Raw genomic sequence first — 22,374 nt, forward strand, 5'->3', positions numbered from 1 at the left:
GATATCATCGTCTCCTCATACGGATCCCTGACGATGAAAGGCCTTCTTTCTTTTTTGTGTGTCACTGTGGGCGGCGCCATCGGCTGGTGGCTGGGGGCGTTCGTGGGGTTCATGACGGCCGTTCTTCTGAGCATCGTCGGTTCGGGCGCAGGGCTCTACTTTGCCCTGCGCCTTCACCGGGAATACTTTGAATGAACGGACAGGGCACTCCTCCGTCAATTTATACTCTCATCCGCAATAGGCGCTTACCTCCTGCCACGACTCAAGGACATCCTCAATAGACGATCCGCTTCGTAAATAAGTCTTCAGTTGACATTCTATGTGTACTAGTATAGATAGTACACATATGTTGCCGTTCCGAGTGGAATTTAAACCAGGGGTTTCCCCCTACCGGCAAATTATCTATGCGGTCGAGAAGAGCCTGGTATGCGGCCAATTGCGTCCGGGTGATCCTTTTCCCTCAGTGCGGAGTTTGAGTCAGGCTTTCAAGATAAACCCAAACACGGCGCACAAGGTGGTTGCCGAACTCATACGCCGGGAACTGCTCGAAGTCCGTTCGGGGATCGGGACCATCGTGGCAGATACTCCGCCCCCCTTGCCGCGGGAGCGTAGCGCCCTGCTGAAAGATGATTTAGAACGGTTGGTGGTGGAAGCCAAGAGGATGTCCCTGGAACTCGAGGACTTGGTGGAGGCGGTAGAGCAGCATTGGATGCGCCTGTCAGAGAGGAAATCAAGCGAGCGGGTGGAAGCCGTCAAGCCCAGGAGGTAGAAGTCATGAATTCCCCTTTGTGGAGTGAAAATCTAACGCGCCGATTTGGACGGCTCGAAGCGGTCTGTGACCTGAACCTGATGGTTCCGGAGGGTAGTCTCTTCGCTCTGTTAGGTCCGAACGGTGCGGGGAAAACGACCACCATCCACGTTCTCATGAATTTGCTCCGCCCCTCCTCCGGCCGAGTCATGGTGATGGGGAAGGACTCAACGCGTTTGGGGAGTTCGGAATTGGCGCAGATTGGCTATGTTTCCGAAAACCAGAAACTGCCGGGCTGGATGACATTGGAGCAGCTGCTGCAATTCTGTAAGCCTTTATATCCCACTTGGGATGGTCTTCTCGGCGAAAAGCTCGTCCGCCAGTTTGATCTGCCGCCGGGAAGAAAGATCCGGACCCTTTCACGGGGGCAGCGAATCAAGGCCGCCATGGTGACGGCCCTGGCTTATCGTCCTCGCCTGCTCGTGCTGGACGAGCCTTTCAGCGGATTGGACGTCGCCGTGCGTGAGGAGCTGGTGCAAGGGATGCTTGAATTGGCCGGGCAGGGAGACTGGACGCTCTTCATCTCCTCTCACGATCTGGAAGACATCGAAAACCTGGTCGACTGGGTGGGCTTCATTAACGAAGGAAGATTGTTGTTCTCGGAGGAGTTGGAACGGCTTCAGGCGAGGTTCCGCGAGGTTGAAGTCACTCTTCCGGAGGCAGCCGCTGCAGCCACGAACTTGCCCCGAAGCTGGGGGCCACTTCAAGTCGCCGGAAAAGTGCTTCGCTTCATCGAGACTCAGTATCAGGAAGGGGAGAGTGAAGCCCATATCAGGAGGATATTTCCCACGGCAGAAAATCTCTTCATTTCCCCCCTTTCATTGAGATCCATTTTCGTGACACTGGCCCGACAAAGTAAGGGGTCCAGCCGGGAGGAAAAAACGTTATGACGCAGTTCCTCCACCTCTTTAAGAAAGATCTTCGCCGCTTCTGGCCGCTGCTTGTTGCCTTATTGGCCATTCTGAGTGTTCAAACCGCGTTTCTCTTCCAGGATCCCTTGGCTCGTAATCCTGAACAGATCGGTGGCCTGCTTAATCGGCTCCCCAGCCAGGTGTTGAATCCATACCTGCTCAACCTCATTCTTCTGGTGATCGTGGCTCTCCTGATTCATGAAGAACCCCTGGTGGGGACCTCAGCCTTTTGGTTGACTCGTCCCATTTCGCGAGGATCACTTCTCGCCTCAAAGGGCGTTTTCATACTTCTCTTCCTTGTTGTCGCCCCGGTGGCTGCCGAGTTTGTTGTGCTTTTCCATTACGGGCTCGAGTCCCAGCGAATCGGCGCCTGCCTGTTCCAAATTCTCATCAATGAGCTGGCGTTCCTCTTCATGGGCGCCTGCATAGCGGTGCTGACTCCGAGTCTGCCAATCTTCGCCGTTGCGGGCGTCATTGGCTCCATCCTCTGGGCGCTCTCATTCCAGCTCTTTACTTTCGTGCAGCGCCCCTCCAGCGGGATGGAGATTTTCCTGTCAAGAGAGATCCTGCGAATGATCCTGACGCTGCTGCTTGGGGCTTTTGTCGTGTGTCACCAGTATCTAAGCCGCCGCACGGGCCGCTCGGTGGTGATCTTGGCCTTAAGTTTAATTTTGATTCACCCAATCTACCATCTGACGAGCTGGGATCTTGTAGAATCCTTCCAGTCTTTGACCCGCCCTGAAAACTCTGAAAGCCGCCGCATCGGGCTTGCCTTGCGAGACAAAGCCAGCAACTCCGGCGGCAACGATTGGTGGGTTTCAGATAGCGACAATTCCCCTGGGCAACAAGCCATATTCGGAGTACTGGAGCTGTCAAATGTCCAACCCTCCTCGATCGTGGTACTCACGCGATTGAAAGGAAAGCTCGCATTTGACGACGGATCTCAGATTCCTTATGCGAGGGACCGCGAAGAATATTACGGCAATGTGCAAGAGGCTGTCCTGCAGGGACTCAAGATACCGGGTCAAACTGCGGCCACTCAACTCATAGAGCTTCTGAAGGTGGAGAAGGGGCTCTTTACTGAAAAGGGAAAGGAGTCGGGAAATTATTCTGGGGAGGCGCATTTCAGACTTTACCGATATGAGGCGAAGGGAAGCCTACCTTTGAAGGAAGGGGCGCATTTTCAAAGAGGCTCGTACCTTGCGACCGTTTATCGCGTCGCGCTCGAACCTGGCCAGCTTTCAATCCTCCTTCGCGGCCGGTCAATTGGGTCCTCCGACGAAGGCCCGGTGTATGTTATTAATCGCAACCGACGCCAGGTCTTGGAATCCGCGAAGCAATTCACTGGTGGCGGGACCGGGCGTCAGCTTCTTCTTGAGGGTGGACCAGCCCTTCAATACTGGGAAACTCAGCTGATTTATGATCTGAAGGGCCGGAATGACCTCCGCCGATTTCCCGTCGATGCGGAATGGCTTTCAGGGGCTGAAGTGGTAATTCCGGATCGAATAGAGACAGCCCGATTCACACGTACCTTTCAAGTCAAGGATTTCCAGATGGCGGACTATGTCCTCGAAGCTTGGCTCCATCGCCATGGGTTTCGTGGAATTCAAAAGTAAAGCATTCGCGGCGGGGGTAAAGGCGGGACCCGAAAGCGTGAGGTCGCTTATTGGGCAAGCGTGTTTTCCACCCTTCAAACGATAAACGGTGGGGGGTATCGCTCCCAATTGGTAAAGACCTCCAAGACATGGTCTAGGGTGGAATCTTCCTGGCCTCGACATCTTTCTCTGCCCTGAAAGGGCACCCTTCAAGAGCCCAGGGCAACGCCCTGGGACGGGGCGACCATTCTTGGTTGTTGAGTTGCCCTGAAAGAGCAACGTCGAATATTTTGAATAGACGGAAGTAGCCATCGCGGTGTTACCGTCTCGTCGCCTTGAAGACTCAATGACCGACCCACCGATCGCTGACCCCCCCTGGATTACACCCTCACAAGAATCAAACATTTGAGATACAGCCTCGTCTTCTTTGAGGTAGAATCTCTCCCGGAAAAGAATTCGGCGACCCCGCTTCCGGGTCGCCCCACTTCATCGTCAGCCGATCGCCGATGGATGGTGACTCGGTCCTTCCCAGTGAGTCGGTGCTTTTGTGGGGGTTGCAGTGGTCCGGCTTGAACCGATCCTTTGCAGATTCAGGGTCTCGATCTTGGGCTGGGTGGCGAGAGCCAATAATCCGCCGGCTTTCAAATGTGGAAAAAACTGCACGGACTTCCTCAGTGGACAGGACTAATAGGGGCGAATCATGGAGAATGACCGCAAGACAGATGCCGGACCACTGGACAACGAACGATTACTCTTGAGGGCTTTGATTGATAACCTTCCGGACTTGATCTACTTCAAAGACATCAAAGGACATTATATTCTCAATAATCGCGCCCACCTGCTGTCGATTGGAGCACCCTCTCAGGAAGATGTACTTGGGAAAACAACCTTCGACTTCCACCCACGCGAGCTGGCGGAGCGATATCATCAGGATGAGATGCAGATCGTCTCGACAGGAAGGGCGTTGCTGAACAGGGAGGAGATGGCCTTGCACCGGGACACGGGCGAAAATCGTTGGCACCTCACCAGCAAGATTCCTTTGAAGACGGCCCAGGGTGTGGTCACCGGAATTGTCGGCATCAGCCGTGATATTACCGATCGGAAGCTGCTCGAGGAACAAAGAGACCGTTATGTGAGCGAGTTGCAGGAGGCGTTGGAAAAAGTGAAGACCCTCAGCGGTCTGTTGCCCATTTGTTCGGGCTGCAAGAAAATTCGAGATGACCAAGGGTACTGGCAACAGGTGGACAATTACATTATGGAACATTCCACTGCCCGGTTTACGCACGGCCTCTGCCCCGACTGCATTGCGCGCCTCTATCCCGAGTTGGCAGGGTGCCAGGGAGAGAGCGGGCCAACGAGTGGCGCCTGAACAAGCAGGGTGAGCAGACGCCTAGAACAATGGGCCTGAGGATATTACTGGAACCGCACTAAGGTCTTACTTCTCTCCGTGGGATGTTAATCACAGCAAACCGCAAGCCTTGCCCCTCCTTCAAAACTTCATCCCTTACGCGAGTGCGCCGGCGAGTTCCGGGGCCTGAGGCTCCAAAGAACCCACTGCCGCCTCGACCTCTTCAAGAATCTCACATGACTTGACGAGGGTCTTCATGGCGTTGTGGTCCGAGTACAGCGGGCGGTCGGTGTCAAGATGTGCTACATGTCTGCGAACGATGCTGCGCGCCGTTTCGACTCCGGTCCCGGGCCTGAAGTCGCGGAAATCCAGGGCTTGCGAGGCGGCCATGAACTCGATCCCAAGCACACCGTAAGCATTGTCGATAATCTGATTGTTCTTCAGAGCGGTATTCATTCCCATCGATACAAAGTCTTCCTGGTCAGCGGCGGCCGGGATCGAACCGATTGAGGCGGGGGCCGAAAGCATTCGTTGCTCCACGATGAGCGTATCCGCTGTGTATTGACTGAGCATCATGCCGGAAAACATGCCCGCTCCCTTGGTAAGGAACGCCGGCAGCCCCACACTCAACGCCGGGTTCGTCATCCGGTTGAGACGCCGCTCCGAAAGCACGCACACCATGGTCATGGCCACGCCGACCATGTCCATGGGAAGTGAAACCGGAGAGCCCTGGAAGTTTGCCCCCGTCAGGGTGAGGTCTTCCTCCGGGAGGAAAATAGGGTTGTCGGCCACGGCGTTGAGTTCAATCTCGACCTGGTCCCTCGCGAACGCCACAACATCGTGCGCGGCTCCAATCACCTGCGGGGTGGATCGCATTGAGTAGGCATCCTGCACCTTGGTCTTGATCTTGCCCGACAGCAGATCGCTTCCCTGAAGGCACTTCATGATGGCGTTGGCGCTTCTCATCGCACCCGGAAAGCCTCTCAGGGCATGAAGCCTCCAGTCATAGGGTTTCAAGTTTGCATAAAGGGCTTCAAGTGTCATGGCACAGGCGATCTCGGCCTGCTTGAGCCAGCGGTTGACATCATAGAGTTGAAGGGCGCTCATGGCCGTCATCAAGTTGGATCCGTTGATCGCCGCCAGGCCGTCTCGAGCCTGCAAGCCAGGAACCGGGATTCCCGCACGCCTCATGGCCTCACTGCCTGGCAGCCGTTGGTCCTCATAGAACGCCTCTCCCTCTCCCATCAAGAGCAGCGCGATTTGCGACATGGGGGCCAGATCGCCGCTGGCGCCCACCGAGCCCTTCTGGCAGACCACCGGCGTCACCCCTTTGTTTAACATGTCAACGTAGGTCAGCGTAATCTCGGGACGGCATCCCGAGTGGCCGCGCGCGTGGACGTTAATGCGGCTCGCCATGGCTCCTCGAACGAATTCAAGGGAGGCAGGATCGCCAATCCCCGCGGCATGGTTGTAAATAAGGTACCTCTGAAATTGCTTCACCTGATCGTCATTCAGGACCACCTCGGAAAACTCCCCGATACCGGTGTTGACCCCATACATGATTTCGTGGGCTTCGATCTTTCGCTCGAGCATCGCGCGGCACACTTTGATCCGTTCCAAGGCTTGGGGGTGAAGCTCAACCTTTTCGCCGTGTCTCGCGATTTGCACGAGCTGCTCAATCGTTAATGAAGATCCGTCGAGAACAATAGCCATACTCTGTCCTTTCACGAAACTGAGGATTGAAACTGTCTCCAAGGAGAGGAGAGAGCATCTCCGAATGGGGTGGACCTAAGTAGATGCGTACGGATAGAAAGCCTCCTCCGATCAGCCATCCCTGAAATGGCCGAAATCTAGATTCATAATACGCAGTCGTAACGCTTGGCTCAAGGGAAAATAGATAAGAGGGACAGTCCCCCAAGAGCGGGGACAGTCCCTTAGATCGTCCCTTTCAACGTTCCTCACCTCCTTCCACTCAAAACATCGCTTCTCTTAAGTATCGAAAGACTGTAAACTGTTTCGTGTCCACCTCGCAGGAGGCGCGATGTGGGCACCATCCTTGCTCGCCCTGATACTCATCAGGCGCATCCAACCAGAGGTGAACATCCATGAAACGTCGCGATTTTCTCAGGCATTCTGCCGCGGGGGCAGCCGCATTGTCGGTGCTGGGGCGGGAACTACTGTTGCCGGCAGAGGTTAAGAAGGCGAAGGTGGCCCTGGTCAAGACCCAGGATCGAATCCAAGGCATCCAAGCCGCCTTAAAACTGCTTGAAGTTCCCTCGCCGAGAGGGAAGAAGGTTTTGATTAAGCCGAATTTCAACACGGCAGATCCGACGCCGGGCTCCACGCATAATGACACGCTCCGCCAGCTGGTGGCGGAGATGAAGGCGCGGGGTGCGGCCCATATCGCGATTGGCGAGCGGAGCGGCCCGCCGAAGACGAAGTCGGTGATGGAGGAAAAAGGCATCCCCGCCCTCGCTCAGGAGCTCGGATTCGATATCATCAATTTCGAGGACTTGCCGCCGGACGGCTGGGTGCACATCAACCCGCCGGGCAGCCACTGGCAGAATGGATTCGATGTCGCCCGGCCTATCACCGAGGCTGAATACCTTCTCTGGACCTGTTGCCTCAAGACGCATGCCTATGGCGGCATCTTCAGCATGTCGATCAAACTCGCGGTGGGGGTGACGCACAAGAGCTTGATGCGCGAGCTTCATGGCGCCCGACAAACCCATATGCGTCGCATGATTGCCGAGATTCACCAGGCTTTCAGGCCTCAACTCGTCGTCATGGATGGGTTGGAGGCGTTTGTGGACGGCGGCCCCTCCAGCGGCAAGCGGGCCAACCCCGGCGTTATGATCGCAGGAACGGACCGCGTCGCGGTCGACGCCGTGGGTGTGGCAGTTCTTAAGCATTTGGGTTCGAACGACGCCATTATGTCCCGAAAAATTTTCGAACAGGAACAGATCCAACGCGCCGTCGAGCTGGGCCTGGGAATCGGAGGCCCCGGTCAGATCGAGATCGTGACCGCCGATGCAGTGAGTCGCGGTTATGGTGATGAGCTCAAAGCAATTCTGGCCCAGGGTTGAGATGGAAAGGTTGAATCCACTTCCGATCGTATCGTCCGCGTCGAGATCCGCCTTTCAAAGAGGGTTCTTGAAATAGCGGTGAGGGCTCGCTCCGAGCATCCTTTTGAACATCGAAATGAATGCACTGGGGGTGCTGTAGCCCGCCTCCAGGGCAGCAGTTGTAATATTTTCCCCCCCGGCAAGCAACCGCATGGCATGCATGAGGCGAAGTTGCTGCCTCCATTTCCCGAAACTCATGCTGGTTTCCAGTTGGAATAACCTTTCCACAGTTCTCTTGCTCGCCCCGGCAGTCTTGCAGAGTTCTTCCAGGGGGCGTTGATCGCCCGGATCATTCAAAAGAGCTTGGGCCACCCTGACGGCCCTGGAGTCTCGAGGGCTGGGGAGCTGAAGAGGGATGGCGCGGACGGTCTCCAGCTGGTCAACAAGGAAGTCGAGCAGGTGAGCCTGGAGGGGGACTTTGCTGTTTAACCGGGGGAATTTGCAGGCGTGGAGAATCAACTCCCTCAGCAGCAGCGTTACATTCACGACACAACAGCTCCTCGGCAGAGCCTGCACGAGGGATGGTTTCAAGTACAAGGTTCGCATGGACACGGCGCCGGACATCGTAATTCCATGGGGAATCCGGGCCGGAATCCACACGGCCCGCTGGGTAGGAACCACCCAGGTGCCCTCCTCGGTCCGCACCGTCATGACCCCCTGGGAGGCGTAGACGAGCTGATCACGGTCATGATAATGCCGGGGGATAACATAGCCGTCCGGGAAGTCGTAGGTGAGCGTGGTGACCCGGGCGCTAGGATGGCCCCGCCGATCAAAAAATGCCCCTTGTCGCGTCTTCAACATTTCTTGTCATAATATCGAAAGAAAGCAAGGCCGTCCAGGGGTAAGATCTCCCCAGCTTTTCCAATAAACAAGTAAGGAGGGCCTATGCTCGGTTCCTCGAAGATCATGGCGTTCGTTCCCACTCAGGATTATAAGAAAGCCCGGGCGTTCTATGAAGGGGTGTTGGGTCTTGGCGTTGTGAGCGAAGATCGATTTGCGCTGGTGATGGATGCCGCCGGGATCAGGGTGCGGATCACGAAGGTTCCCGACTTTAAACTTCACAAGTATACAATCCTGGGGTGGGAAGTCTCCCAGATCGAAAAAATAGTGTCGGGACTCGAGCAGCGGGGAGTCCAGTTCGAGCGGTACGGATTGCCCGGACAAGACGAACACGGGATCTGGACAGCGCCCGGTGGCGACAAGGTGACCTGGTTCAAAGATCCCGACGGCAACATTCTGTCTCTGTCGCAACACAGCGCTTGAATCTGATGGGCGTGCCTGCGAAACAACAACCTCTATCCCCTTGACGCCGGACGAGGGTGCCTCATCGGGTCGGTTGACACGGGTGTAAATCCTCGCCTCCTGCTGATCACAAAAACAGTGGGCGTCATCAGGTCCTGACGGGTCGCTTTGGTAGCCCCGCCGCGCCCTTGCGGCGGGGGCTATTCTTTGAATTCGCGATGACTTATGCAGGGAGAAGGATTCCGCATCACATGGGCATTGGTGCATCCCTAATGGTCCCAGCCAGAAACCACCGGAATGAAATCCTCTGGCACCCGCCCCCGCCGCAAGAGCGCGGCGAGGCTACCCGAGCTGTATACCCTCGACATTCGCGTGATCATGAGACAAATCCCCCGGATCGCGTCCTCTCTTTTTTCTTCACTTGACTTCCGCCACTCCCATCATAGATGATTCCCTCATGAAGTCGGAGGCGTGCGAACGGCTGGTTAGTCCAGGGGGCATGCCGGCTCGCCGGTGACCGGGATGGACGCCTGGATCCGATTTTTTCTGTCCTAACAAATCTGACTCCGATGCTGCCATATTTCGCTGAAACTCTCTCCTAGAAAACGAGCGTACCCATGAATGAAATAATCAACTTTAAACTGAATGGCAAATCCACAAAATTGGACGTCGAAGGCGACCGGATGCTTCTCTGGGTTCTGCGCACAGACCTGGGACTTACGGGAACGAAATTCGGCTGTGGCGAAAGCCTGTGCGGTGCTTGCACGGTGGTGGTGGGAAAGGAAGCGCTCCGGTCCTGCCAACTTCCGGTAAGGGAGGTTCGCGGCAAAGAGGTCACGACCATCGAGGGCCTGGCCGGGAATGGGACCCTCCATCCTCTTCAGAAGGCGTTTGCCGAGCTCGGGGCGCTGCAATGCGGGTTTTGTACCCCGGGGATGATCATGAATGCCTATGCCTTGTTGCTGAAGAATCCAAGACCGACCCGCGACCAGATCATCTCGGGCATGGACCAAAACTTATGCCGGTGCGCGGCTCATAAGCGGATTGTCGAAGCCATCGAAAGTGCATCAAGAAAAGTGTAATGACAGATTGAGAATCCCACAGTTTTAGATGGTTCGGAATACTATTTGAGAATTTGAGGGTCATCATGCAAAAAGAAGAATTCGCGGTGATGGAAAGGCCGTCTCCCAACGCCCCACGATTACTGAAGCGGCGCGACTTCATAAAGATTTTTGGTGGAGGAATCATCGTTTTTTTCACCGTTGACGTGTTGGACTTCTTCGGGCAGGAACCCCGGAGAGGGTATCCGACCGATTTCAATGCCTATCTTCGGATTGCCGAAGATGGCCAGGTGACGGTTTATTCGGGAAAGATTGAGATGGGGCAGGGCGTCATCACCTCGCTGGCACAGATGGCGGCGGACGAGCTTGGCGTTTCGCTGGAATCCGTCCACATGGTGCTCGGAGATACGGAACTGTGTCCATGGGACATGGGGACATTTGGATCGATGTCGACGCGCTTCTTTGGGCCGGCGCTCCGCGCGGCCGCTGCGGAGGCGAAGGCGGTGTTGCTGGATCTGGCTTCGGAGCAGTTGAAGACCGCCAAGGATAAGCTGAGCGTCCAGAATGGAACTATCTTTCTCACCGGCGACAAGAACGCCCGCGTCACCTTTGGCCAGTTAGCAAAAGGACAGAAGATTACACGCAAACTGGATGGAAAGGCCGTAACGAAATCCGTGTCGGAATTTACGGTCATGGGCAGGCCGGTGAACCGAATGGATGGCGTATCGAAGGTGACCGGCAAGGCCCAGTATGCCGGGGACATGAGGCTGCCCGGCATGATGTACGCCAGGATCCTCCGTCCGCCTGCACACGGGGCCACCCTGAAGAATGCCGATACCTCGGCAGCTGAGAAAATGCCCGGGGTCACCGTGGTTAAAGAAGGAGGCCTGATTGCTGTTCTGCATCCGGATCCGGAAGGAGCGGAAAAAGCCCTTGCCAGTATCAAGGCTGAATTTGATATTCCCAAGGCAACGGTCAACGATAAGACCATCTTCAATCATCTCCTCGGCGCCGCCCCTCCCCTGCAGGAAAGAGAGCGGAAAGGGGATCTGGCGGAGGGGGAGAAGGCGGCCGTGGAGGTCTTTGACCGAAAATATGTGAATGGCTATGGCGCGCATGCTCCTATCGAAACCCATACCGCTCTTGCAAGGGTCGAAGGTGGAAAGGCAACGGTTTGGACCTCGACTCAAACGCCGTTTCCGAACCAACAACAGATCGCTCAAGCCCTCGGCTTCCCTCCAGAAAATGTCCGGGTGATCACGCCCTTCGTGGGCGGTGGGTTTGGCGGGAAGAGCAGCGCTGGCCTTCAGGCAATTGAAGCCGCGAAACTGGCCAAGATTGCGGGGAAGCCGGTCCAGGTGGCTTGGACTCGCGCTGAGGAGTTCTTCTACGATACGTTCAGGCCGGCGGCAGTGGTCAAGGTCAAATCCGGCGCAGACAAAGCGGGCAAGATCTGCCTGTGGGATTATCACGTGTACTTTGCGGGCGCGAGAAGTGCCGAGCAATTTTATGATGTCCCGAACAATCTCATCCGGGTCTATGGTCAGTGGGGAAGGGATCCGGGGAAAACGCATCTCTTTGCTACGGGACCGTGGCGTGCTCCCGGAGCGAACATCAATGTTTTTGCGAGGGAGTCGCAGATCGACATCATGGCGGCCAAAGCAAAGATCGATCCGCTGGAATTCCGCTTGAATAACACTTCCGACAAGAGGATGCGGAGTGTCCTCGAAGCGGCGGCTGAAAAATTTGGCTGGAATAAAGCGACCCTTCCGAGCGGACGCGGTTACGGGATTGCGTGTGGTATTGATGCGGGAACTTATGTGGCGACGATCGCTGAGGTTCGGGTCGATCAGTCCAGCGGTAAGGTGAAGGTCAAGCGGATGGTGTGTGCCCAGGACATGGGAATTGTCATCAATCCGGATGGCGCCCGGATGCAGATGGAAGGGTGCATGATGATGGGGTTGGGGTACGCGTTATCGGAGGAGGTTCGGTTTAATGGCGGCGAGTTACTGACAAAGAATTTTGATACCTATGAATTGCCTCGTTTTTCCGGGTTGCCGGAGATTGAGGCTATTCTCGTAAAGAACGACGCGCTGACACCTCAAGGTGGGGGAGAACCGGCGATCGTGCCGATTGGTGCGGCAATTGCCAACGCCATTTACGACGCCGCCGGCATCCGTCTGTTCCAAATGCCCATGACACCGGAAAGAGTCAAAGAAGCGCTCAAGGGGATGTAGGCCAATCCGAGTGTGGAAACCAGAGCGACTGAACTGATCCTCTGCCCGCAGAACGCTGACCGCTGCCTGCTCTTTCTATTCATACCTCAATGCCACTAACGGATCAATCCGAGTGGCTCGCCGTGCAGGGATAAGACAAGCGAGGATTGCGACTGCGGAGAGGGCCAGCGAAATGGTCAGGAAAGTCACCGGATCCGCGGGGCTGATCCCAAAGAGCATGCTCCGCGCCAAGCGCGTGACCCCGAAAGCACCCAACAGACCCAGGGAGATTCCGATTCCTGTGATGAAGAGTCCATGCTTGATGACGAGCGAAAGGACATCTTTGCGCTGAGCGCCCAGGGCCATGCGGATGCCAATCTCATGACTCCTTTGCATGACCGAATAGGCCATCACACTGTACAGTCCGACCGTGGCCAGGACTAACGCCAGGATCCCGAACAGCCCCAGGATGGAAGCAGCCATGCGAGGCGCGAAGACCGGCGTCTCCATATAATCCGAGAGGCGGTGGAAGTCGAAGAGTGGGAGGCGGGAATCCAACGAACGCACGACTTCCCGGACGGCGGACTGGTACGCAGCCGGATCTCCTTGGACGCGGACCACCACGGTGGCATCGGAGTGATAGAACTGGATAAGAGGGAAGAACATGTACGGGACGGGATCTTCTCCCAGACTTTCATACTTGCCGGTCTTCACCACGCCAATCACCTCGCAGCTCGCCGAACCCGCTTGGATCTTCTGTCCCAGCGGATCTCTCCCGTTCCAATACCGATCGGCCATGGCCTGGTTAATGATCACATAACGCTGGGTGGAGGCCTCGTCCTGGAGGGTAAAATCCCTCCCTTTCAGGATGGGGGTCCGCATGGTATGAAAATATTCCGGCCCCACCCAATTCATGGAGATCACCACCTCTTCCTTAGGCTTCGGCACGTAGCCGTCAATGGTCACGCTCATTGAATTTGTTCCCGTGAATCCAAGGGGCAGCCGGCGAATAAGGCTTGCGGACTGTACCCCGGGAAGCGTCTGAACGCGCTCCAGTAATTGTTTTTGAAAGACCTTCCCTTGCGGGGTTGAGTACCCGCTGGCCAGGAGATCGTAGGAGGCGACCAGGACGTTGTTTGGATCAAACCCCGGGTCGATGGTTTGGGCCTTTCGCAGGCTTTGTAGAAAGAGGGCCGCCCCAATCAACAGGACCAGGGAGAGCGCCACTTGGGCGGTCACCAGCGAGGTCCGCATTCGCGATTTTCCGTGCGTGCGGACGGTTTCGTCTTTGAGCGCCGTAACGAGATGGAGGTTCGAGGAATGCATCGCCGGCATCAAACCGAAGATCAGACCGGTCAGGACGGAGACCAGAAAAGTAAACAGGAGAACGCGTCCATCGGTTTCGATGGTCAGTTGAATCGGCAGGTTGGCAGGGGGAGTAAAGGTGCGCATGAGACTTGCCCCCCAATGCGCCAGCCCCAGGCCCGCCGTTCCTCCCAACAGGGCCAGGAGAGTGCTCTCTGTGAGTAACTGACGCACCAGGCGGCCGCGACTGGCGCCCACCGAGAGGCGAATCGCAATTTCCTTGCGTCGTCCCAGGCTGCGGGCCAGAATCAAATTGGCGACATTGGCGCAGGCGATGAGCAGGACGACGCCGACCACTGCCATCAGCACCGTCAACACGGGCCGGAATATTTGGGGAGCCCCGAAATGAGATTTCCAGATGGGGAGAAGAGTGGCCGTTCGACCCGAGTTGGTATCGGGATATTGCGCGGCAAGCTCATGGACCAAGGAGTCGATGGTGGATTGGGCCGGGGCCATCTTGACTCCCGGTCGAGGACGGACGAAGACCAGCAGCCAGTGGCTCCCCCGCACATCGAGCATGCTTGTCCCGGTGGAGATCTGGCGCTGCATCATGATCGGGATCCAAAGATCCATGGAGAGACTCACGAAGGACCCATAAAAATTCCTGGGGGCGACGCCAATGATGGTGAAGGGCTGACTATTCAAGGTCACGGTCTTTCCCAGGATGTCCGGATCTGAATTGAAGCGCCGTGCCCACAGGCCGTAGCTCAACACCACCACCGGATAGGCCCCGGGCACTCTTCCTTCTTCGGGTCGAAAGGTGCGTCCCAGCGCAGGCTTTACCCCCATCACATCGAAGTAGTTTCCAGAAACCACCTCCCCCCACACACGATCCGTCCGGTCTCCCGCGCTCAGACCCAGGGGGGTCATCGCATAGGCGGCCAGATCGACCATCCCGGCGGCGTTTTTTTGATAATCGGAGAAGTCAGGGTACGACGTGCTGGTGAAGGACCCAGAAAGGGTTTTCTCCTCCAGGACAAAGAGGTGATTGGTGTCCGCGACCCCCGGCAAGGGTTGAAGCAGGATCGACTTCACCCAGCTGAATATCGTCGTATTGGCTCCTATGCCAAGGGCAAGGGAGACGATGGCGACGAGCGTGATGGCCGGGCTTTTCAGTAACATCCGACCTGCATAACGCAGATCCTGAATTAAAGTGTCCATGCAGTCTCTCCTCGTGTGATTCAAAGGCAGCGTGTTGCGTCCAAGGAAGGGGCCCGGCATTCTCTCTTCTGTTTTAACGTAAAGATGGGAAGATAAGTTCCCTGAAGATTCTGAAATTACAGGAGGTCTCTGCGAGGATCAAATCGAGGTGCTTCCGCGTGACGGCTGCAGACGGATCCGCCCGGGAGATTCCGAACCCTGGGCACGGATGAGCTCCATAGCTTTAGAGAGCGGCCGGATGGAAGGGCAGCAGCCCGAACAGCGGGGAAGATCCTCGGCACAGGGGCCGTCGATGGCTACTGTGGCCCCAGGATCAGCGGAAGACCTGTCTTGGAATTGCCGATGATTACGACCTTGGCGTTGGTACCGAGGGCAAGCTTCTCGGTCGCCTCGATGCCTTTCCATTCCAGCAACTGAGGGCTGATCCCCTGGGCCACGATGCGTTGGAAGTCGGAGATGCCTTGGGCCTCGATGCGCTTGCGCTCGGCTTCCTGTTTCTCCTTTTGGAGAACGAAGCTCATGCGAAGCGCGTCCTGCTCGGCTTGCTGCTTTGCTTCGATGGAGCTACGCAACATGGCCGGCAACTGGATGTCCCGCAGCAGCACCCGCTCGACCACAATCCCGCGAGGGGCCAGGGTCTGGGCGAGTTCGTCCTGAATTCGTTGTGCCACCTCCTCGCGCGCCCCTGTATAGAGCGCGTTGGCGCTGTGGGCTGAGGTCACCCCGCGGATGGCCGCGCGGAGGTTCGGTTCGAGCACCACATTGACATAATTCTCGCCGATCCCCTGGTAGACTTCGGCTGCCTTGGTCCGGTCGAGCTTGAATATCAATGAGGTGTCCAGGGACATTATAAGACCTTCGTTTGACGGGACGCTGGCCGATTCCTTAATCGTCTGTGTTTGGATGGACATTTTGTGAACTGACTTGAGGGGATTGATCATGTGCAGACCTTCGGAAAGGGCTTCGCCGGTGACCCGACCGAAGAGCGTCAGAACGCCTACATGCCCGGTGGGGACTGAAGTCGTCGACGTCCACAGGATTAGAAACGCCACCACCGCAAGGGCGATCTTTCCGATACCCAGGGAAAGGATGTGCTTCGCAGGTGGAATACGTAAGGTTGAGCCCGAATCTCCGGTGCCCTTCTGAAATAAAGACATTGTAGCCTCCTTTTTCCTTCTTGCTGGCTTGCCAGCGTTGAGGCATTCTACCGGGGACGGTCCAATTCATCAACACGCCATTGCATCGGGTGAATGAGCGCGCCCTTCTCTTGAACGATTTGGGGCGGAGACTTCAGGCGGGTGGGTACAGCAACGTCAGGGAGCCGTTCGATCGGTGTCAAGGCGTCATTGGCAGCAGTTCGGGGTTTCTCTCATTCTTAAACCAGTTTGAGGCCTATAGGGACCCTGTCATGAAAAAGTCCCATCTCTTTCTGGCGATCATGATGAGGGAAGGGGACTGGGTGAGAATGGACCCCGAGAACCTGCGGTCCCCCGTCGACTACCATGAGATGAGAGGCCATCTTCGAATGGGGACGATCTTAATTCAGGATCATCGCCTTGCTTCAAAAATTCAAAGGGGGCTTACCCTCACTGAAGAGGAAGACGGTGAGATGGCCAGGAAAAGGACGTTTCCAGGTATAACAGGTCTCGACCGGGTGGCTGATCGGTCTTGAAAGAAACGGCGAGCCGGATTTCAGCGGATGAGTTTCGATGTCTGTTCGGTGCCTGATATGGATTTATCAAGGCGGTACAGTTTCAGATCCTCCTTCTGAAAGATCACGCGGCCAATCCTCGGCAGATCCGGCCATGAGTCGGAAACGTTGTAGGCCCACACGTACTCGTATTTTTCATGAACCTTATTCCAGTCGGGAGGGAGGGAGTAGTCCAGGTCCCAGGAAAGCTCGGGTCGATAGACGCCACTCTTCAAACGCAGGGCCGCCATTCCTGGGACACTCAACAGGTTTGGCAATAACCATCCCCGCCGTATCGCCCCATAGGCCCAGAAATGGTAATAGGTGCGACGGACGGGTCCGTCATGGGCGCCATCAATGATCGGCAAAACGCGCGCATCCTTGGGGATGATGTCAAAGGACTGCGCCAGGACGGCGAGTCGCGCTCTTTCTCCCAGAAAATGCTCGGTAATGTTCTCCATCCGGACAAAGAAAAGCGCCAACGCCACGAGTGCGAGCCAGCGGGCACGCTTGCCGACGTGGCAGAGCGAGAGAAACACCACAAACAGAAACGGCAGGACACGCGGGTAAATATCCCAGGCTTCGCCAAAACCCACCGGGAGTATCCAAAATAAAATGAACAAGACACCCCCTGCGACGGCCCATTCGCGATTCCACCGGAAATCTGAGTTCCGCCACCACGCCAGCAGAGCGCAGCTCAAAAGACCGAAAAGCGTGACCCAACCAACCCAAGGAGAATAGCCGCGCATAAACCCTGTCAGCCAATCTATCTTGTCGCCGAAGCCGTCAAAGGCGATCTCATGGGTGGGGGCTACACCGAGCGGCAGAGTCAAGTAGAAAAGAATGCCCGGCAGGAACAAGAGCCACGAGTACACGAGTCGCCGGATGGGACTGCGCTTCCACAAAAGATGGGCCGTGATCACAAGGCCCAAGATCCCGAAGGAAAAAAGATGAGTTGCGTACACACCGATGATGGCAGCCAATGCAATCAGCCAGCGGAGCAGGCTTTGATGATTCAGAAAACGGATCCATAGTCCCAGCGCCAGGAAGCACAGCGCGACACTCAAATAAAAATTCAGGTATCCGTATAAAAAGAAGACATTGTAGGAAAGGAGCAGCGCCCACAGAGACAGGGAATCATTCCCCGGGTTCGCCTGGCGCAAGTAGAACCAAACACAGAGCGGCATCGCGAGCAGGCAGAGACTTAAAAAAATCCGCCCCGCCCATTCCAGGGGGATCAGGTGCTGCATTCCCATGAGGAACGCGTTCATGGTGAGGTAGGGGTAGAAATGCCATTCCTGCCCGTAAAACTCGGAGAAGTGAAAGCTCGGATCGTCGAGGTGCGTGAGCACAAAGGATTGAGCAAGATGGTTGGGATAGTCAAGGAGCGGCGGAAACTCGACCAGCCAGATGGGGATCAGTAGTAGGGCAGAGAGCAGGACCAGGAACAGGATGCGCCTGTGGCGTGGAGTGATACTTCGCATGATCAGTGCTGGATTCAAGTTTCGAGCAACCTCAAGGCGAGCCTACAAATCCTAAAGGCTAATGGACGTGAGTGCAACACTAAAGTGAAGGATATCCTAGTGTACGGGGGGAACATCCGCTGTTTCCTAACCGCCCTGCATCCGTGTTAGAATCCCCCTTCCGTTGCAAGGTGAACTTTGAACAGACGTCCTCGAGCGCGGATCGCCCCGGGGAGCAGTCCTGCATAGCTCCAGTTCGAAGAGGGGAGAGCGAAACGCCCGCTTGAACGACAGTTAATCAGAGATTCGATAAAAGGGATTCCTAAACTAAAACGCGGAGGTTCAGATGGGTATTTCAAGAGGTAAGTTGTGTGGCACCTTGATGGCAGGTGTCTTGATGTTCTCAGGACCTGGGGCAGTATGGAGTCAAGAGCACGTTCACGCAGAGCCCCCGGCGAGAATGGCTTCATCGCAGAGCACTCCAGCGGCAGCAAGAGATGAGAGACTCCCGGCTGGAGAGGAGCAGGCCAAAATGGCGCTGGAAAAATCTCCTCGCCATGGGGAGTACCTCGACATGAAATTGCCTGGGAGCGATCAGAAGATTCGGACCTGGGTGGTATATCCGGAAAGAAAAGATAAAGCGCCGGTAGTCCTGGTGATCCATGAGATCTTTGGTCTCTCGGATTGGATCCGGGCAGTCGCCGATCAACTGGCAGCAGAGGGCTATATTGCGGTGGCCCCCGACCTTTTGTCCGGAAAGGGTCCCGGAGGTGGAGGAACGGATTCAGTGTCGAGTCGCGATGACGTGGTGAAACTGATTCGATCCCTGACACCGGAAGAGACGATTGCGCGATTGAATGCGGTGCGGGCCTATGCCATCCATTTGCCTGCGGCGAGCGGGAAGAGTGCGACTGTAGGGTTTTGTTGGGGTGGATCGGCCAGCTTCGCCTATGCTGCCGCGCAACCTGATCTGAATGCCGCTGCCGTGTACTACGGCACGCCGCCTGATGCCGCCGGCCTCGCCAGAATCAAAGCGCCGGTAGCCGGATTTTATGGCGGGGATGACGCACGGGTTACAGCCACGGTGGAGCCTGCCACCGCCGAGATGAAGAGGCTCGGGAAGGTGTATGATCCGCACATCTATGAAGGCGCCGGCCATGGGTTCCTTCGGGCCCAAACCGGCAAGGACGGCGCCAATCTGAAAGCCACTCAACAGGCATGGCCCAGCATGCTGGCGTTCTTTAAGAAGAGCCTCTAGAGGCCGACAGGTCGACCTCATCGTGCCGAACGGGGCCTGCTCCCGCGAGGAATCATCCATACCACAAAGGCGCCGAGCCGCGTTGCTCGCCGGACTACGGCTTCTTCAAGCCACTGGGGACCATGGGGAGCGAGCGCAAACGAATACCCGTGGCATCGAAAATGGCATTACCAATGGCAGGCGCCAGACCCACGATGGGGGTTTCGCCCGCGCCAACCGACGGCAGATCCTTTCGATCCAGCAGGACCGTGTCGATTCGAGGAACGTCGCCGAATCGCGGGACTCGATACTTCGAGAAGCGAGGATTCACAATTCGGCCGTTCTCGAATTCGATGGCCTCGAAGAGTGCTCCTCCCAGACCCATGATGTTTGCCCCTTCAATTTGATTTTGCAGATGGTTGGGATTGACAATGGCGCCGCACTCAAAGGCGGTGACGATGCGAACGACTTTAACCTGCCCGGTGGGTGGATCGACAGCCACTTCGACGCACGTGGCCACATTCCCGCCTTTCTCAAATCCACCGCCGATTCCAAATCCACGGCCGGCCTCTCTCTTAGCCCGGCCCCAGCCGAACCGTTCGGCCGCCGCTTGAAATACCGCTCGCAGCCGCTCATCCTTCAAGTTCTTTAAACGGAACTCCAACGGATCCAGTTTCAGGAGGTTTGCCAATTCGTCCATGAAAGACTCGCGGGCGAAGTGATTTGCAGTGGCGGCAAGCGCGCGATACGAACCCTGCCGCAATGGAGAACGGGTCGGGTGAAACTCGATCTGCTGGTTGGCCACATCATAATAGGTCCGAATTCCGGCGGCTCCGGAGTTATAGTTGTGAAACTCCCACGCGGTGATGATGCCATCGCGGCGGAGGCCACTGCGGATCTGGATCACTCCAGCCGGGCGAAAATAGGCCCAGGTGAATTCCTCCCCACGGGTCCATACCAACTTGACGGGGCGCTTGGCGGCACGTGCCAATCGCGCCGCCTCGACGGCGCTCTCACCGGTGTGCTTCCCTCCATATCCGGAACCGGTGTCGGGCATCTGGACGCGGACATGGTCTTCGGGAATCCGAAAGGCCTCGGCCAATTCGCTCCGAACAGCGAAAGGCCGTTGCGTCCCGGTCCAGACCGTGAGTTCCTCTCCGGACCATTGGGCCAGTGCCGCCCGCGGTTCCAAGGGGGCATGGGCAATGTAAGCGACCGTATAGGTTTGTTCATGGCGGTGATCGGCGGCGCTGAGCCCTTTCTCCATTGACCCGACCTCGTAGTCCCGGCTTCGTTCGCCCGAGGAATTGGTCTTGAGATACTCGAAGAGCTCCTTGTGGGATGGCTGCGGTTGAGACTTCCACTCCGCCTGGAGAAGGGTGATGGCACGGGACGCAATCTCATCGCTGGGCGCCGCCACTCCAATAAAATTGCCATCGTGGACAACCGTAACTCCGGCGATCCTCTCCGCGGCTCGCGTGTCGAGAGACAAGAGCGTGGCGCCGAAGGAGGGTGGTCGGAGGATCTTGCCATAGAGCATGTCAGGCACCCGCTGATCGGAGGGATAGCGGTGTTTCCCCGTCACGAAGTCCCTTCCATCGACCTTTGGGATTGATTTGCCTGCGACCGTCCATTGGCCCGCCGGGGTCAGAGGTTCCTGGGCGGGTATGGCCTGGGTCAAGTGGCGGTCTTTGACCAGGTCGGCATATTCGATCGTGCGCTTTGATTCGGGATCCATGATCTGGCCGTTAGCGGCCGTCAGTCGGCCGCGGCCGACTTTCCAGTGCTCGGCTGCCAAATCGACCAACAATTCGCGCGCTGCGGCTGCAACCTTGCGAAGCTGCGGATTCATGGTCGGGGTGGTGCGGCTCCCGAATGTTCCCATGTCGAAAGGGACCAGTCGCGTATCACCCATGACCAGGCGGATTCTATCCACACCGATCCGAAGTTCTTCGGCCACTGCCTGGGTGAGCGAAGTCCGGATATTCTGACCCATCTCCACCTTTCCGGTATAAATCGTAACAGCACCGGTCTCGGCGATGTGCAACCATGCATCGATCTCCCTGGGAAGCGATTCTCCGGGCTGACGTCTCGCTCCGCCGGACTCCTGCAGGCTCCAGGCCTCTTTAGGTACGCAGACGATCAACACGCCCGCGCCCAGGACCTTGAAGAAGTCCCGGCGGGGCCATTCGAAATGATAGGTGGGCGCCCCGTGAATCTCGTACCGTTCGGGTTCCAGCATTGCGTCCGATTGAGCGTGGCGGCTCATCAACTCACCTCCTTCATGGCTTTTGCTGCCCTCCGGACGGCAGCAACGATTCGGGGATAGGTCCCGCAGCGGCAAATGTTCCCCTGCATGAACTGCGCGATTTGTTGGTCAGTAGGGTTGTGATTCGTGTTCAAGAGGGGAATCGCTGCCATGATCATCCCGGAGGTACAATAGGCACACTGCATCGCCTCCTCTTGGAGGAACGCCTGCTGGAGGGGATGAAGGACATCGTTCTTCGCAACGCCCTCAATCGTGGTGATTTGTTTTTGGGCAACCGTGCCCACTGGGGTGATGCACGATCGGCGTGCCGTTCCATCGATTAGAACGGTACATGCGCCACATTGTCCCTCACCGCAACCATACTTGCTTCCGGTCAGATCCAGGTGGTCGCGCAACACGGTGAGCAAGCTGGTTCCAGCGTCCACGTCAAGCTGGACGGCGCTGCCGTTCACGAATAAATGGGTGATCCTGGCCATGGTATAACCTCGAATCAACAAGACACATTGATGGAAGAAGGGGCGGCAGACCTCAACGCATGGAGTCCGGAGAAGAACCTCCGGAGCAAGACAGAAGCCTTCCTACCCCGCCTCGAATCATCCGGCTACCGAAGATTATTCCGGCTCCAGCCATCAGTCACATGATTCACGATGCCAGATGATTATACCCTACATGGATGGAAAGTCTCTCGCCGGAACGACAAGAACATTCAGGAAAGAAATCTCAAAGGAACCCCCTAGGGAATCGCGAAGGGGCCTATGAAGGGCGGGCACGCATTGTTCTTATGCGAAGGTTTCCGTTTGTAGCGCTTCTTGATGGAAAATGTGAGTAGAATAGATCGTGATTGATCCCTGGGAACGAGAGGCAAGGACTGCTGGCGAGCTCT

At 56.6% G+C, this 22,374-nt stretch carries 17 protein-coding genes; 10 read left to right on the plus strand and 7 right to left on the minus strand.

Annotation, left to right across the window (positions count from 1 at the left end; genetic code table 11):
* Positions 1–33 precede the first annotated feature (33 nt).
* The 5 genes from LAO21_04915 (at position 34) to LAO21_04935 (ending at position 4,683) form a co-directional block, all read left to right on the plus strand.
* Positions 34–195, plus strand: a complete 162-nt coding sequence (locus LAO21_04915) for a hypothetical protein (GenBank protein ID MBZ5552039.1) — start codon at positions 34–36, stop codon at positions 193–195.
* 124 nt (positions 196–319) lie between these two features.
* A complete protein-coding gene (locus LAO21_04920) occupies positions 320–769 on the plus strand; it encodes a GntR family transcriptional regulator (GenBank protein ID MBZ5552040.1) in 450 nt (149 codons plus the stop codon).
* Positions 770–774: 5 nt separating this feature from the next.
* Positions 775–1,698 carry an ABC transporter ATP-binding protein gene (locus tag LAO21_04925; GenBank protein ID MBZ5552041.1) on the plus strand — a complete coding sequence of 308 codons (924 nt, stop codon included), beginning with the start codon at positions 775–777 and terminating at the stop codon, positions 1,696–1,698.
* Positions 1,695–3,335, plus strand: coding sequence for an ABC transporter permease (locus LAO21_04930; GenBank protein ID MBZ5552042.1), 1,641 nt, complete (start codon positions 1,695–1,697; stop codon positions 3,333–3,335). The genes LAO21_04925 and LAO21_04930 overlap by 4 nt, the downstream gene beginning before the upstream one ends.
* 679 nt (positions 3,336–4,014) lie before the next feature.
* Positions 4,015–4,683 carry a PAS domain-containing protein gene (locus tag LAO21_04935; GenBank protein MBZ5552043.1) on the plus strand — a complete coding sequence of 223 codons (669 nt, stop codon included), beginning with the start codon at positions 4,015–4,017 and terminating at the stop codon, positions 4,681–4,683.
* 135 nt (positions 4,684–4,818) lie between these two features.
* Here LAO21_04935 and LAO21_04940 read toward each other — a convergent pair whose 3' ends face one another.
* Positions 4,819–6,375: an aromatic amino acid ammonia-lyase gene (locus LAO21_04940; GenBank protein MBZ5552044.1), complete on the minus strand. Its 1,557-nt coding sequence runs from the start codon at positions 6,373–6,375 to the stop codon at positions 4,819–4,821.
* Between the two features lie 392 nt (positions 6,376–6,767).
* Here LAO21_04940 and LAO21_04945 point away from each other — a divergent pair, with 392 nt between their 5' ends.
* Entirely contained in the window at positions 6,768–7,748 is a 981-nt protein-coding gene (locus tag LAO21_04945) for a DUF362 domain-containing protein (protein MBZ5552045.1), read from the plus strand.
* A 54-nt stretch (positions 7,749–7,802) separates the two neighbouring features.
* On the opposite strand, the gene LAO21_04950 is transcribed toward LAO21_04945, so the two are convergent.
* Positions 7,803–8,588 (minus strand): helix-turn-helix transcriptional regulator, encoded by a 786-nt coding sequence (locus tag LAO21_04950; protein MBZ5552046.1) that lies wholly within the window; start codon positions 8,586–8,588, stop codon positions 7,803–7,805.
* 84 nt (positions 8,589–8,672) lie between these two features.
* On the opposite strand from LAO21_04950, the gene LAO21_04955 reads away from it, so the two are divergent.
* The 3 genes from LAO21_04955 (at position 8,673) to LAO21_04965 (ending at position 12,327) form a co-directional block, all read left to right on the plus strand.
* Positions 8,673–9,050, plus strand: coding sequence for a VOC family protein (locus tag LAO21_04955; protein ID MBZ5552047.1), 378 nt, complete (start codon positions 8,673–8,675; stop codon positions 9,048–9,050).
* Positions 9,051–9,655: 605 nt separating this feature from the next.
* Entirely contained in the window at positions 9,656–10,111 is a 456-nt protein-coding gene (locus LAO21_04960) for a (2Fe-2S)-binding protein (protein ID MBZ5552048.1), read from the plus strand.
* A 65-nt stretch (positions 10,112–10,176) separates the two neighbouring features.
* Positions 10,177–12,327: a molybdopterin-dependent oxidoreductase gene (locus tag LAO21_04965; GenBank protein ID MBZ5552049.1), complete on the plus strand. Its 2,151-nt coding sequence runs from the start codon at positions 10,177–10,179 to the stop codon at positions 12,325–12,327.
* Positions 12,328–12,402: 75 nt separating this feature from the next.
* Here the strand turns inward: LAO21_04965 and LAO21_04970 are convergent, their stop codons facing one another.
* From LAO21_04970 to LAO21_04980, 3 genes are all read right to left on the minus strand, one after another.
* Complete coding sequence (locus LAO21_04970; GenBank protein MBZ5552050.1) at positions 12,403–14,832, minus strand: ABC transporter permease; 2,430 nt, start codon at positions 14,830–14,832, stop codon at positions 12,403–12,405.
* Positions 14,833–15,128: 296 nt separating this feature from the next.
* Positions 15,129–15,989 carry a prohibitin family protein gene (locus tag LAO21_04975; protein ID MBZ5552051.1) on the minus strand — a complete coding sequence of 287 codons (861 nt, stop codon included), beginning with the start codon at positions 15,987–15,989 and terminating at the stop codon, positions 15,129–15,131.
* Positions 15,990–16,524: 535 nt separating this feature from the next.
* On the minus strand, positions 16,525–18,006 hold the full coding sequence (locus LAO21_04980; protein MBZ5552052.1) for a hypothetical protein: 1,482 nt from the start codon (positions 18,004–18,006) through the stop codon (positions 16,525–16,527).
* Positions 18,007–18,517: 511 nt separating this feature from the next.
* Between LAO21_04980 and LAO21_04985 the strand changes: the two genes are divergently transcribed.
* Complete coding sequence (locus LAO21_04985; protein ID MBZ5552053.1) at positions 18,518–19,243, plus strand: dienelactone hydrolase family protein; 726 nt, start codon at positions 18,518–18,520, stop codon at positions 19,241–19,243.
* Positions 19,244–19,337: 94 nt separating this feature from the next.
* Here LAO21_04985 and LAO21_04990 read toward each other — a convergent pair whose 3' ends face one another.
* On the minus strand, positions 19,338–21,491 hold the full coding sequence (locus tag LAO21_04990) for a molybdopterin-dependent oxidoreductase (GenBank protein ID MBZ5552054.1): 2,154 nt from the start codon (positions 21,489–21,491) through the stop codon (positions 19,338–19,340).
* On the minus strand, positions 21,491–21,967 hold the full coding sequence (locus tag LAO21_04995; GenBank protein MBZ5552055.1) for a (2Fe-2S)-binding protein: 477 nt from the start codon (positions 21,965–21,967) through the stop codon (positions 21,491–21,493). Before LAO21_04995 ends, LAO21_04990 begins: the two co-directional genes overlap by 1 nt.
* Positions 21,968–22,374: the final 407 nt, after the last annotated feature.

Source organism: Terriglobia bacterium, from assembly GCA_020073085.1.
GTDB lineage: Bacteria > Acidobacteriota > Terriglobia > JAIQFV01 > JAIQFV01 > JAIQFV01.

What these genes read in the sequence shown, in the direction of transcription:
- LAO21_04920 (MBZ5552040.1), top strand. Translation starts at nt 320, where the DNA reads ATGTGTACTAGTATAGATAGTACACATATGTTGCCGTTCCGAGTGGAA.
- LAO21_04935 (MBZ5552043.1), top strand. Translation starts at nt 4,015, where the DNA reads ATGGAGAATGACCGCAAGACAGATGCCGGACCACTGGACAACGAACGA.
- LAO21_04930 (MBZ5552042.1), top strand. Translation starts at nt 1,695, where the DNA reads ATGACGCAGTTCCTCCACCTCTTTAAGAAAGATCTTCGCCGCTTCTGG.
- LAO21_04925 (MBZ5552041.1), top strand. Translation starts at nt 775, where the DNA reads ATGAATTCCCCTTTGTGGAGTGAAAATCTAACGCGCCGATTTGGACGG.
- LAO21_04985 (MBZ5552053.1), top strand. Translation starts at nt 18,518, where the DNA reads ATGGCGCTGGAAAAATCTCCTCGCCATGGGGAGTACCTCGACATGAAA.
- LAO21_04990 (MBZ5552054.1), bottom strand. Translation starts at nt 21,491, where the DNA reads ATGAGCCGCCACGCTCAATCGGACGCAATGCTGGAACCCGAACGGTAC.
- LAO21_04975 (MBZ5552051.1), bottom strand. Translation starts at nt 15,989, where the DNA reads ATGTCTTTATTTCAGAAGGGCACCGGAGATTCGGGCTCAACCTTACGT.
- LAO21_04980 (MBZ5552052.1), bottom strand. Translation starts at nt 18,006, where the DNA reads ATGCGAAGTATCACTCCACGCCACAGGCGCATCCTGTTCCTGGTCCTG.
- LAO21_04940 (MBZ5552044.1), bottom strand. Translation starts at nt 6,375, where the DNA reads ATGGCTATTGTTCTCGACGGATCTTCATTAACGATTGAGCAGCTCGTG.
- LAO21_04965 (MBZ5552049.1), top strand. Translation starts at nt 10,177, where the DNA reads ATGCAAAAAGAAGAATTCGCGGTGATGGAAAGGCCGTCTCCCAACGCC.
- LAO21_04995 (MBZ5552055.1), bottom strand. Translation starts at nt 21,967, where the DNA reads ATGGCCAGGATCACCCATTTATTCGTGAACGGCAGCGCCGTCCAGCTT.
- LAO21_04955 (MBZ5552047.1), top strand. Translation starts at nt 8,673, where the DNA reads ATGCTCGGTTCCTCGAAGATCATGGCGTTCGTTCCCACTCAGGATTAT.
- LAO21_04950 (MBZ5552046.1), bottom strand. Translation starts at nt 8,588, where the DNA reads ATGTTGAAGACGCGACAAGGGGCATTTTTTGATCGGCGGGGCCATCCT.
- LAO21_04915 (MBZ5552039.1), top strand. Translation starts at nt 34, where the DNA reads ATGAAAGGCCTTCTTTCTTTTTTGTGTGTCACTGTGGGCGGCGCCATC.
- LAO21_04945 (MBZ5552045.1), top strand. Translation starts at nt 6,768, where the DNA reads ATGAAACGTCGCGATTTTCTCAGGCATTCTGCCGCGGGGGCAGCCGCA.
- LAO21_04970 (MBZ5552050.1), bottom strand. Translation starts at nt 14,832, where the DNA reads ATGGACACTTTAATTCAGGATCTGCGTTATGCAGGTCGGATGTTACTG.